The sequence below is a fragment of the Streptomyces sp. NPDC026589 genome (genome assembly GCF_040638385.1).
Taxonomy (GTDB): domain Bacteria; phylum Actinomycetota; class Actinomycetes; order Streptomycetales; family Streptomycetaceae; genus Streptomyces.
Window position 1 is genome coordinate 153,537 of the sequence record NZ_JBEZYG010000005.1, and the last position, 12,705, is coordinate 166,241.

Below are 12,705 nucleotides of genomic sequence, written 5' to 3' on the forward strand. Positions count from 1 at the left end.
GGTGTCACTTCTCCAGCTCGGTCAGTCGGTCGGCGACCACGCGCGCGATGTGCGTGATCGGCTCGGGCAGGGTCATGTCCTTGTGGGAGCAGGCGACGTTCGTGTTGTCGATGCGCCCGCTCACGTACGGGGCCCAGGTGTCCGGCGTCAGGGTGTCGTCGATGGTGTCCACGGTGGCCCGGAAGAACAGCACATCGCCCCGGAACACCCGGTGGTCGTAGGCCCGTACGAGGTCGTTGGTGTTGAGGTACACCTCGCCGAGCGCCTCGATCCTCGCGGCGGACAGCGCCGCCAGCGGGGAGCCCTCGCGACGCAGCACTTCCACGACGTTCGCCGTGTTCAGCTCCTTGTCGCCGAGGCTGTCGGGGCCGTAACCGCCCATGGTGAGCAGCGATTCGAGGGCCTCGGCCCGGTCGGGCACCGGCAGGCCGCGGAAGCCCTCGGCCGGGTACGCGTCCAGGATCGCCAGCAACTCAACCTCCTGGCCCGCCTCTTGGAGAACCGCCGCGATCGCGTGCGCGATGATGCCGCCGGTCGACCAGCCGAGCAGCCGGTACGGCCCCTCCGGCTGGACCTCGCGGATCCGGGAGACGTAGTGCGCCGCCAGCTCCTCCAGCGTGGTCGGTAGCGGCTTGTCCGCCGTCGCCCCGCCGACCCCCTGCGCCTGGAGCCCGTAGATCGGCACATCGGCCGGCAGGTGGCGGATCAGCCCCGCGTAGCACCAGCTCAGACCGCCCGCCGGGTGCACACAGTGGACCGGGGCGCGGTCGCCGGGACGGGCGGGCCGCAGCGGCAGCAGCACATCGAGCGGGTCCTCCTCGCGCGAGACGTCCAGCGCCGCGTCCAGCGCGGCGGGCGTCGGTGCCTGGAACACCGTGCCGATCGACACCTCGATGCCGAACGCCGACCTGATCCGGCCGGCGAGGCGCACCGCGAGCAGCGAATGGCCGCCCAGGTCGAAGAAGTTGTCCTCCACCCCGGCGGACGGCAGCCCCAGCACCTCCGCGAAGACCGCGCAGAGCTGCTCCTCGCGGACCGTGCGCGGCGCGCGCCCGCCGGCGCTCACCGGAGCACCCGGTACGGGCAGCGCCTTGCGGTCCAGCTTGCCGTTGCCGGTCAGCGGCAGCCGCTCCAGCACCACCACCGCCGAGGGCGCCATGTGCACCGGCAGCGTGGCGGCGGCATGCTCGCGCAGGGCCGCCGGTGCCGGGTCGGAGCCGGGCGCGGGGACGACGTAGCCGACCAGCCGCTTGTCGCCGGGCATGTCCTCGCGGACCACGACCGCCGCATCCGCGACCTCCGGATGCGAGGCCAACACCGCCTCGATCTCGCCGAGTTCGATGCGGAACCCGCGGATCTTCACCTGCTGGTCGCCGCGGCCGAAATACTCCAGGGTCCCGTCCACGCGCCGCCGGGCCAGGTCGCCCGAGCGGTACATCCGCCTGCCGCTCTCCCCGAAGAGATGCGCGAACGGGTCGGCGACGAAGCGCCCGGCCGTGAGGTCCGGGCGGCCCAGATATCCGAGCGCCACCCCCTCACCGGCGACGTACATCTCGCCGGTCACACCCGGCGGCGCCGGCTGGAGCCGGTCGTCCAGCACATAGACGCGCAGGTCGGGAATGTTCACGCCGATGGTGCTGGAGACCGCGGAGGCGGCGGTCGCCCGGTCCAGCGCCAGATGTGAGACATGGACGGTCGTCTCGGTGATGCCGTACATGTTGACGAGCGTCGGCGCGGTCTCCGGGTGGCGTGTGTACCAGTCCGCGAGCCGCCCCAGCTCCAGCGCCTCGCCGCCGAACACCACGTACCGCAGAGCCAGGTCGCGTCCCGGAGCCTCCCGGTCGGCGGCGGCCAGCTGGTAGAAGGCGGACGGCGTCTGGTTGAGGACGGTCACCCGCTCGTCCGCCAGCAGCCGCAGGAACGCGTGCGGGTCACGACTGGTCGCGTACGGGACGACGACGACCCGGCCGCCGTACAGCAGTGCGCCCCACAGCTCCCACACCGAGAAGTCGAACGCGTAGGAGTGGAACAGCGTCCACACGTCGTCCGGCCCGAACGAGAACCAGTGCTCGGTCGCCGTGAGCAGCCGCGTCACGTTGTGCTGGGTGACCACGACCCCCTTCGGGCGGCCGGTGGACCCCGAGGTGTAGATGACGTACGCCGGGTCCCCGGGGCTCAGCGGCCGGGTGCGGTCCGCCTGGCCGAGGGGCCCGTCCGGGAGACCGGCGGCCTCGTCGACCGTGATCAGCGGCAGGTCGTGCGCGGGCAGCAGCCCGGCCGTCGCGGCGTCGGTGATCAGCGCCGCCGGACGGGCGTCGTCCAGCATGTACGCGAGCCGGTCCGCCGGGTAGTCCGGGTCCATCGGCAGATACGCGGCCCCCGCCAGCGACACCGCGAGCAGCCCGGCCACCAGGTCCGTGGAGCGCGGCAGCGCGAGCGCCACGATCGAACCGGGACCGATTCCCCGGCCGGCCAGCAGCCGTGCCAGCGACCGTGCCCGGGAGGACAGTTCGGCATACGTCAACGACGCGCCCTCGCAGCTGACCGCCGTCCGGTCCGGGTGGCGGCGTGCCGCCACCTCGTATACCTCGGCGAGCGTGAGCGGCACCGGCCGGTCGTGGTTGACGCCGTTGGCCTCGACCACGGCACGGTGGACCTCGGCCTCGTCCAGGACCGGCAGCAGGCCGACCGGGGTCCCGGGCCGCTGGGCCGCAGCGGTGAGGAGCCGGGACAGCCGGTCCGCGAGGGCCTGGGCGGTCGATCGGTCGAAGAGGTCGGTGCGGAACTCCAGGAAGCCCCCGATGCCGCCGCCGGGCAGTTCGCCCGCGTTCAGGGTCAGGTCGAACTTGGCGGTGCCGGACGGGACGGCGGTCAGCAGGGCGGTGGTGTCCGGGCCGAGGGAGACGGGTCCGTCCGCGAGCGACTGCCAGGCCAGCATGGTCTGGAACAGCGGATGCCGGGCCAGTGAACGCGGCGGGTTCAGCGCTTCGACGAGGTGGTCGAAGGGCAGCGCGTCGTGCTCGTACGCGGCGAGCGTGGCCGTCCGTACCCGTTCCAGCAGATCGCCGAAGGAGGGGTCGCCGGAGGTGTCGGTGCGCAGGACCACGGTGTTGGTGAAGAAGCCGACCAGCCCGGCGGTGGCATCGTCGTCGCGGCCCGCGACGGGGGTGCCGACGGGAATGTCGGTGCCGCAGCCGTGCCGGGTCAGCAGGGCCGCGAGTCCGGCCTGGACGGTCATGAACACGGTCGCCCCGTGCGCCCGTGCGAGATGGCGCAGCGCCTCGTGCGCGGTGGCGTCCAGGGCGAAGGGCACGGTGTCGCCCGCCGAGGTGGCCACGGGCGGCCGGGGCCGGTCGGTGGGCAGCTCCAGCTGGTCCGGCAGCCCGGCGAGCGCGTCGCGCCAGTGCGCGAGCTGGGCCTCGGCGAGCGGGGTCGGCTGGGCGGGGGTGCCCAGGAGCCGCTGGAGCCGGGCCGCGTGGTCCACGTACTGGCCGCTCAGCGGGGTGAAGTCCGGTGCGCGGCCCCCGGCGCGGGCGGTGTAGGCGGCGGCCAGGTCCTGCGCGAGGGGAGTGGTGGAGGCTCCGTCGCCCGCGATGTGGTGCAGCAGGAGAAGCAGGGTGTGGTGGTCGGGCGACTCGCTGAACAGGACCGTGCGCAGAGGGGGTTCCGTGGCGAGGTCGAAGCAGTGGCGCACGGCCTCGGTGAGATCGCTGCCCTCCTCCGCCAGGTGCAGCACCGGTCGGGCGGCCGGGTCGTCGGGGGCGAGGATCCGCTGGTGGGGAATGTCGTCCGAGGCGCCCGCGCCCTCGCCCTCAGCGGTGCCGTCGGGGGCGTTGGCGGGGGCGTTGTCAGTGGGCGGGTATACCGTCCGTAGTGTCTCGTGACGCTCCGCCAGGTCGTACAGGGCGAGCTGGAGCGCGTCGCGGTCGAGCGGACCGTTGACGCTCAGGACGAGCGGGATGTTGTAGGTGGGGCTGGGGCCTTCGAGGCGGTGGAGGAACCACAGCCGCTGCTGGGCCGGGGACAGGGGGAGGGGACCGGTGCGTGGTACGGGGGAGAGCGGGACGGACGCGATGGCCGCGCCGCCACGGGTGCGGACCAGGGCCGCCAGGGCGGCGGGTGTGGTGTGGCGGAAGACGTCGGCGATGCCCATCGGCACGCCGAGGTGCTCCCGGACGCGGGCGGCCAGCCGGGCGGCGAGCAGCGAATGCCCGCCGAGATCGAGGAAGCCCGCGTCGGCGGCAGGGGGCTCGGCGATACCGAGCACGTCGGCGAAGAGCCCGCGCACGATCTCGGTGTGCGGCCCGCCGACGGTGCGGTCCGGGCCGCCTCCGGCGATGGAGAGCGGTTCGGGGTCGGGCAGGGCGCGGTGGTCGAGCTTGTCGTTGGCGGTACGGGGCAGCGCGTCCAGGAGCGTCACGGTCGCGGGGACCATGTGCTCGGGCAGGGCTCCGGCCAGGTGGTCGCGGAGCTCGGCGGGGGTGGGCGGCGCGGAGTCGGCGGTCGGGGCGGCGCCCTCGGGCCGTGCCGGGAGGGCGTTCCCCTCCTTCACCGGGACCGCGTAGGCCAGCAGCCGCTTGCCGTGGCCGGTGTCGCGGGCGATGACCGCGGCCGCCGCGACCCGCGGGTGCGCGGCCAGCCTGGCCTGGATCTCACCGAGTTCGATCCGGAAGCCGCGGATCTTCACCTGGTCGTCGCTGCGCCCCAGGAACTCCAGCGTGTGGTCCTCGCGGCGGCGCACGAGGTCCCCGGTGCGGTACATCCGGCCCCCGGAAGCGCCGTTCGGCGCGCCGAACGGGTCGGCGACGAACCGCTCGGCCGTCAGGTCGGGGCGGCCCAGATAGCCGAGGGCCAGGCAGGCCCCCGCGACGTACAGCTCACCCGTCGCACCGGCGGGCACCGGACGCAGGGAGGAGTCCAGGACGTAGACGCGTGAGCCGCGCACGGGGCGGCCGTCGGGCCGGGCGACCGAGGTCCCGCCCACCCAGTAGTAGGCGTCGACCGTCGTCTCGGTCGGCCCGTAGAGGTTGACCGGGTGCACGGCTGTGGCCTCGGTCAGCCGCTCCCACAGCGGCGCGGATACGGCCTCCCCGCCGACCACCAGATGGGCCGGGTGGTGGCGTCCCTCGTCCAGCAGGCCCTCGGCGATGAGCGCTTCCGCGTAGGAGGGGGTGACGTCGAGATAGTCGACCAGGTGCGTGCCGACGTACGCGGTGAGCGCCGCCGGATCCCGGTAGGCGGCGTCGTCCAGCAGGTGCAGCTCGTGCCCGTGGACCATCCACAGCAGCGGGTCCCAGGACGCGTCGAAGGCGAACGAGGCACTGTGCGCGACCCGGAGGCGTTGCCGGCCGGTCCGGGTGACGGCCGGGGCGATGTGGTCCGTGCCGTGCCCGGCGCAGAGGTTGGCGAGCGAGGCGTGACCGACGAGGACGCCCTTGGGGCGGCCCGTGGAACCGGAGGTGTGGATGAGGTAGGCGGGGTCCGCGAGCGACGGCCCGGTGGGCAGCGGTCCGTCGGGGCAGGAGGCGAGGGCGTCGGCCGTGGCGGAAGCGTCGAGTGCGACGGTCGGCAGCCCGTGGCCGGGCAGTGAGGCGAGCGTCGCGGCCGTGCCGATCACGCACAGCGGCCGCGCGTCCTTGAGGACGGCCAGCGTCCGGGCGGCGGGGTGGCCGAGGTCCAACGGCTGGCAGACCAGGCCCGCCTTGAGCACGGCCAGCAGCGAGACGACCATATCGGCGGTCCGGGGCAGCGCCAGCGCCACCGTGCCGCGGCTCGCTTCGCCCGCGGCGCGAGCGCCGATGCCGGCCAGCAGGCGGGCCAGCCGGTCGGAGGCGGCGTCCAGCTCGGCGAAGGTGAGCCGGGCCCCGGGCTCGGCGGCGGCCGCGTCGGCGTCCGTGCCCGCACGCGTGTCCGTATCGGAGGTCGCCCCCCGGAAGGTGCCCGCCACGGTGGAGCGCACGGCGACGGCGTCCGGTGTCCGGGCCGCCTGCGCGGTGAACGACCGGGGGAGGGTGAGCGGGGCGGCGGGCTCGGAGCGGCCGTACGTCACGGCCTCGCGCACCTGGTCGCCGCTGAGCAGGTCCAGGGTGCCGATCGGGCGTTCGGGATCGGTCAGCAGCAGCTCGGTCAGGCCGTCCAGATAGCGCAGCCAGGTGTCCTCGTGGGCGGCGAGGTCCTCCGGCCCGTACGTGGCGGGGTTGGCGTCGAGGGTGAGCCGCAGGCCCCCGTCCGGGCCGGGGGCGGCGCCGACCGCGAGGCCTTCCACCGGTCCGGCCGCGAGGTTGCGCACCGTGCCCGTGGCCCCGGCGAAGTCCAGGGCGCCGTCGAACGGCCTGACGTTGACCATCGGACCGGTCAGCGGGGTGTCGGCCGACTCCAGGGCCAGGTCGTGGCGCAGGTCGGCCTGCGGATAGCGCTGATGACGGCGGACCTCGCGGATCTCCAGCACCACACGGCGCAGCAGTTCGGCTCCGGTGTCGCCCGGGCGCACGCCGATCCGCAGCGGCAGCACGTTCACGGTCATGGCCGGGGTCCGCAGCGCCGCGGGCCCCCGCCGGTTGGTCAACGGCAGGCCCAGCACGATGTCCTCGGCGCCGGTGAGCCGGTGCAGATGACCGGCGGTCGCGGCCACCACCAGCTCGGCCCACGTCGCCTTCGCCACGCGCGCCGCCCCGGACAGCCGCCGAAGGGTCTCGGCGGGGAGGTCGGTGGTCCGATGGAGCGGACCGCCACCCGGTGTGTCCGAGGGGGCGGGGGAGCGGGGGAGCGCGGTGACGGAGGAGCCCGCCGTGCGCGCGACCCAGAACGCCCGGTCCGCCGCGTACTCCTCTCCGGCCAGGTAGGCGGCCTCCTGCCCGGTCAGCTCGCTCAGCGGCGCGAACCGGCCCTCGGGCAGCGGCTGTCCGGACACCAGAGCCCGGTAGAGCTCGGCGACGCGCTGCCCGATGAGGGACAGCGCGTAGGCGTCGACGGCTATGTGGTGCACGCGCTGGTACCACCGGTGGCGCCCCTCGCCGATCCGGATGAGGGCCTGCGTCGTCAGCGCGCCGTCGGCGGCGAGATCCACCGGCCGGGCCAGGTCCTCCCGCATCCATGCCTCGGCCCGGTCCTCCGTCAACTCCAGTCGCCGCACCACGGGCCGGGCGGCGGGTGCGATCCGCTGCACCGGTACGCCGTCGGCCTCGGACACCCGCAGGGCGAGGGTCTCCGCCTCACCGACCGTCCGTCTCAGCGCCTCCACGAACAGGTCCCCGTCCAGCGGCCCGTCGATCTCCACACAGTCCGCCGTGTTCAGCTCGGTGCCGAGAGGGGCCAGCTGGTGCGCGTAGTAGATGCCCGACTGGGCGGTCAGGAGGGGGAGTCCGGGGGAGGGCGCGCCGCCGGAGTGCGCTGCCGAAGAGCTGGTCGGGCGGTTCGGACGCTCATGCATGTGTGTGACGACTCCCCTGAAGGACAACGGACACCGGGCCAACAGCCTCGGCGCACACTTAGGTAAGGCTAAGTTAACCTATCTCCGACTGTGCAGGCGACCGCCCCCGGGGCGGTCCGGAACGCAAGGAGAGCCCATGACCGTCCCCGCAGCCCCACGCCCCGAGACGCGCCCAGGGACACGGGCCGGCGAGTCGGCCGACGAGCGGATCCGCGCCCTCAGGACCGCCGTGCGGGAGACGGTCGGCGGCAGCGCCCCGGCCCTGATCGACCTGAGCCGGCGTCTGCACGCCGAACCCGAGACCGCGTTCGAGGAGCACAGGGCCGCCGCCCTCTGCCATGAACTCCTCGCCTCGCACGGCTTCGAGGTCACCGCACCCGCCCACGGTCTGGACACGGCGTTCCGCGCCACGATCGGCTCCGGTCCCGTCACCGTGGCCATCGCCTGCGAGTACGACGCCCTGCCGGGACTGGGACATGCCTGCGGGCACAACCTCATCGCCGCGGCCGGAGTCGGCGCGGCCCTCGGCCTCGCTCCGTACGCGGACGAACTCGGCCTGACCGTCCGGGTCATCGGCACTCCCGCCGAGGAGCGGGGCGCGGGCAAGGCGCTGCTCCTGGCGGCCGGTGCGTTCGACGGGGCCGACGCCGCGATGATGGTGCACCCCTGCCCCTTCGAGATGGCCGACTTCCGCTCCTTCGCGCTCGGCACCCTCGACGTCGTCTACACCGGCCGCGCCGCGCACCCCAGCCTCAATCCTCACGAGGGCCGCAACGCCGCCGACGCGCTGACCGTCGCCCAGGTCGCCCTGGGCCTCCTGCGCCAGCAACTGCCCCCGCAGTGGCGGGTGCACGGCATCACCACCGCCGCCGGGACCGCGCCCAACGCGATACCCGACCGGGCCACCGCCACGTACGAGATACGGGCCCTGGCCGCCGAGGACCTGCGCGAACTGCGGCAGCGGGTCGAGGACTGCTTCCGTGCCGGGGCGCTCGCCACCGGCTGCGAAGTGACCCTGGAGCGACCCGAGCCCGACTATCTCGACTTCCGGGGCGACCCGGAGCTGATCCGGCTCTGGACCGCCAACGCCCGCGAGCTGGGCCGCGCCGAACCGGTCGAGCGCCCGCCGTTCGCCTGCACCGACATGGGCAACGTCTCGCACGTGGTGCCGTCCATCCATCCGGTGCTCGACATCAGCGGGGGAGCCTGCGGTCCGCACGAGGCGGCGTTCGCCGAGGCGGCGGTCTCCCCGGCGGCCGAACAGGCCCTGCTCGACGGAGCGGTGGCCATGGCGTGGACCGCCGCCGACTTCGCGGCCTCCAGGGCCGCGGGCCGGCCGTCCGCCTGACGAGGCGGGCCGGGGCCCGGGCAGGCATGCGGCCCGGACCGGCAGTTCCCGGTCCGGGCCGCACGGCGAGGGCGTCACCCGGAGGTCACTTGACCGAGAGCGCCTTGACGTAGTCGTTCAGGACGGCGTCCGCCGCGAGCGGGCCACCCCGGGTGGACCACACCGAGCCGTCGACGGTCACCGCGTGGCCGTCTCTGACGGCGCCCAGCTCCTTGTAGGCGGGCTTGGACTGGACGTCCTTGAGCGCCTTTTCGCCGTCCGAGGTCAGCGTCGACAGGAACAGCCAGTCACCGTCGATCTCGTTGATCTTCTCCAGGCTCAGCGAGGGCGTGTGCGCGTTGCCGTCCTTGTTCTGGGACGCGGGCCGCTTCAGCCCCATCTCCAGGGCGACGCCACTGGCGAACTGCTTGTTCTCCATCCAGCTCGGTCCGTCCGGGTTCCAGCGGACGATGGAGACCTCGGCGCCCTTGTTCGCGCCCAGCTTCTCCCCGGCGGCCTTGGCGGCGGCCTCGTGGCCGGAGATGAACTTGTTGGCGTCGTCCAGCTTGTTGACGGCGTTGCCGACACCCCGGAAGAACAGCTTCCAGTCGTCGGCCGGCGCCATCGTCACCAGCGTGGCCGGGGTGATCTCCCGCAGCTGCTTGAGCACCTGTTCGTCCTGCATGTCACCGGCGAGGATCAGGTCGGGCTTCGCGGCGACGACCTTGTCCATGACCGGCTGGAGCAGGTTGCCCACGACGTCGATGCCCTCGACCCGGTCGGCGAGGTAGGCCGGCGGCTTGTCGAGGCCCTGCCCGTTGGTGATGCCGACCGGCTTGATGTCCAACGCCAGTACCGCGTCCAGGTCTTCCTGGGTCAGGGTGACGACGCGCTTCGGCTCCGCCGGTATCTCGACCGCCTTCCCGGTGGCGTCCTTGACCGTACGGGTCGCGGAGGAGGCGGAGTCCGCCTTGCCGCCCTTGCCCCCGGAGGACTTGCCCGAGTCGGAGTCCGTTCCACAGGCCGTCAGGAGCAGGGCGGCGGCGCCGAGCGTGGCGACGGCGCGCGCCGCTCTTCGGGCGGCGGTGCGGGTGGGGCGGTGGTGCAGGATCATCAAGGGCTCCGGGTTCAACGGGACATGAAGCGGCGACGGCCGCACGGTCACACGGGTGCGGCCGTCGGCTCGTGAGCGAGCTAAGGTTAGCCTTACTTTAGCGGCATCGGGCAAGGTGATGCCCTGTCCTTCGGAAAGGCCGGTCCTCGTGGACATCCGTGTCGAACAGCTCATCGCTGGATACGCCGGTCGTACGGCCGTGGACCAGGTCGACCTGACGGTGCCCTCCGGGCAGGTCGTGGCGATCGTCGGCCCCAACGGCTGTGGCAAATCGACCCTCCTGCGCTCCATGGCCCGGCTCCACCAGCCCCGTTCCGGCCGGGTGTTCGTCGGCGACGCCGACGTCTGGCAGCTGCGTCAGCGCGACGCCGCCCACCGCATCGCCCTGCTGCCCCAGGCCCCGCAGGCACCGGAGGCGGTCACCGTCGCCGGACTCGTGCGGTACGGACGCCACCCGCACCAGGGGCTGTTCCGCCAGTGGTCGCGGGAGGACGAGAACGCGGTCGTCCATGCCCTGGAGGCCACCGGTACGGCCGCCCTGGCCGGCCGCCGGCTCGACCAGCTCTCCGGCGGCCAGCGCCAGCGCTGCTGGCTCGCCATGTCCCTCGCCCAGGAGACCCCCGTCGTCCTGCTCGACGAGCCCACCAGCGCCCTCGACATCGGCCACGCCGTGGAGGTCCTGGACCTGGTCCGCGAAGTCGCCGCGGAGGGCCGCACCATCGTCATGGTGCTCCACGACCTCGCCGCCGCCGCGCGGTACGCCGACCTCCTGGTCGCCATGCGCGACGGGCGGATCGTCGCCTCGGGGCCGCCCCGCGAGACCGTGGACGCCGCACTGGTCCAGGAGCTCTACGGAATCGAGGCGGAGATCCTCACCGCGACCTCCGACGGGGCGCCCGTCGTCGTGCCGACCGTCCGCGTGCCGGCGGTCGGCGTCTGAGCCGGCCCAGGCCCTTCGTCGGACTCCCGTCGTCGCCCGGAGGGCGGCCCCGCGGGGTCAGGCGGGAGTTTGACGACAGGCCTGGTCGGTTGTCGCTTCCGCCGGGGCGAGAGCCTGGGGAGCGGACGGCTTCTCGGGGGCGGTCGGTGTCCGGTAGGCGCGAAGGGGTTTGTTGGTCGCGTACACAACGGCGATCGCGAGGACCGCGGACAGCCCTCCGGAGATCAGCGAGAAGGAGGCCGAGGTGGCCGACGCCACCAGGCCGCCGCGGAAGTTGCCGAGTTCAGGGCCCGCGACGCCGATGACGTGCTCCACCGAGGAGACCCGCCCCCGGCAGGCGTCCGGGGTCTCCAACTGGATCAGCGCACTGCGGGTGACGACGGAAACAGTGTCGGCGGCGCCCGCCACCGCCAGACAGGCGAGCGCCAGCCACAGGGGCCCCGCCAGGCCGAAACAAGCCAGCGCCAGCCCCCAGACCCCTGCCGCGTACAGCTGCACGAGACCGGCGCGGCGCAGGCGCGTCACCGTGCCGGAGAGCAGGCCGGCCGTGATCCCCCCGACCGCGACGGCGGAGAGGAACAGGCCGAGGGCCCGCGGGTCTCCGCCGAAGCGGATCTCGTTGACCAGGGGGAAGAGCGCGATGGGCATGGCCAGCAGCGTCGCGGACAGGTCGGTGGCCATCGAGCCCCACAGTGTCGGGCGGCGCAGCACGATCAGCGGGCCGCCGCGCTCGGTCCGGGGTTTGGTGCCTGCCGCGTCGGTGGCCTCGGGGTGCATGGCGGGGAGGCGGACCACCGCGAGCAGCGCGACCGTCATGGCCACGGCCTGAGCCGCGTACGCGGCGGAGAAGCCCCAGCCGGCGATGATCAGCCCCGCCAGCGCGGGGCCGGCCAGCATCGCCGTCTGGAAGGAGACGTTGGTCAACGCGAGCCCGGCCGCCACCTGGTCGCCCGGCAGGAGCCGGACCGGGAAGGTGCGCCGGGCGGGTGCTCCGAGAGCGCCGCAACTCGTTCCCAGGGCAACCAGGGCGAGCAGCAGCAGCACGCTGCGGTTGTCCGCCAGGGCCTGGGCGCAGAGCCCCGCGGCGGCCAGGACCTGTCCCGCGGTGGCGGCCCGTACGACCGTACGGCGGTCATGGGCGTCGGCCAGGGATCCGCCGATCAGGCCGAACAGCACCATCGGCAGACCGGTGGCGAGCCCGATGGCACCCGTGCCCACCGGGCTGCCCGTCAACTCCCAGACCTGGGCCAGCACCGCCACGTTGGCTGTCTGGCCGCCGAGTTGGGAGGCGGAGGTGCCGATCCACAGGTCGCGGAACGGCTGATTGCCCCGGAGCGGGCGGGTGTCGAGAAACGGGCCGCCGGCACGCCGTTTCATCGGGGTGGCTCGGTCAGGTGGTGGAGGATCCGCTGCCGCATCGACCTGCGCTCCAGGGCCCGTCGCACCTCCTCGACGACGGCGGTCATCGCGTACGGGACCTCGCCGTCCAGCTCGGCGACCGTGCTGTGGGTGGCACGCCACTCCGCCTCCAGGAACGGCACCAGCGACCGGCCGTGGTCGGTGAGGTCGATGCGCCGGGTGCGGGCGTCGGGCCCGGGCTCGGAGGTGACGAGCCCCGCGTCGCGCATGGCGGCGACGGTCTGGCTGATGGCGGAGTGCGAGCGCCCCAGGGACGTCGCGAGCTCGCGGATGGTCAACGGTCCGGTGTGCGCGAGCCGGATCAACGGATAGACGAATCGGGGCCGTACGCCCTCGATGCCCCGCTCGATGTATACCTGCTCGATCTCGGCGTCCATGGCTGCCAGAAGTTCGTGGAGAGAGTGCCAGGGGTCGGGGCGCGTGGTGGGATCGGGATTTGTCACAGCGCTAATATAACAGCGCTGCGACAATGTTCG

6 protein-coding genes are annotated in these 12,705 nt (G+C 73.6%); 2 read left to right on the forward strand and 4 right to left on the reverse strand.

Annotation, left to right across the window (positions count from 1 at the left end; genetic code table 11):
- Positions 1–4 precede the first annotated feature (4 nt).
- Positions 5–7,429 carry an amino acid adenylation domain-containing protein gene (locus AB0F29_RS10745; protein ID WP_361869862.1) on the reverse strand — a complete coding sequence of 2,475 codons (7,425 nt, stop codon included), beginning with the start codon at positions 7,427–7,429 and terminating at the stop codon, positions 5–7.
- 136 nt (positions 7,430–7,565) lie between these two features.
- Here AB0F29_RS10745 and AB0F29_RS10750 point away from each other — a divergent pair, with 136 nt between their 5' ends.
- Positions 7,566–8,777 carry an amidohydrolase gene (locus AB0F29_RS10750; protein WP_361869864.1) on the forward strand — a complete coding sequence of 404 codons (1,212 nt, stop codon included), beginning with the start codon at positions 7,566–7,568 and terminating at the stop codon, positions 8,775–8,777.
- Positions 8,778–8,862: 85 nt separating this feature from the next.
- On the opposite strand, the gene AB0F29_RS10755 is transcribed toward AB0F29_RS10750, so the two are convergent.
- Positions 8,863–9,870: an ABC transporter substrate-binding protein gene (locus tag AB0F29_RS10755; RefSeq protein ID WP_361869867.1), complete on the reverse strand. Its 1,008-nt coding sequence runs from the start codon at positions 9,868–9,870 to the stop codon at positions 8,863–8,865.
- A gap of 148 nt (positions 9,871–10,018) precedes the next feature.
- Here AB0F29_RS10755 and AB0F29_RS10760 point away from each other — a divergent pair, with 148 nt between their 5' ends.
- Positions 10,019–10,810 (forward strand): ABC transporter ATP-binding protein, encoded by a 792-nt coding sequence (locus AB0F29_RS10760; RefSeq protein WP_018956529.1) that lies wholly within the window; start codon positions 10,019–10,021, stop codon positions 10,808–10,810.
- A gap of 57 nt (positions 10,811–10,867) precedes the next feature.
- Here AB0F29_RS10760 and AB0F29_RS10765 read toward each other — a convergent pair whose 3' ends face one another.
- Together AB0F29_RS10765 and AB0F29_RS10770 are read right to left on the reverse strand one after the other, a co-directional pair.
- Positions 10,868–12,187, reverse strand: a complete 1,320-nt coding sequence (locus tag AB0F29_RS10765) for an MFS transporter (protein ID WP_361869869.1) — start codon at positions 12,185–12,187, stop codon at positions 10,868–10,870.
- A complete protein-coding gene (locus tag AB0F29_RS10770; protein ID WP_361869872.1) occupies positions 12,184–12,672 on the reverse strand; it encodes a MarR family transcriptional regulator in 489 nt (162 codons plus the stop codon). The genes AB0F29_RS10765 and AB0F29_RS10770 overlap by 4 nt, the downstream gene beginning before the upstream one ends.
- Between the last annotated feature and the right edge of the window lie 33 nt (positions 12,673–12,705).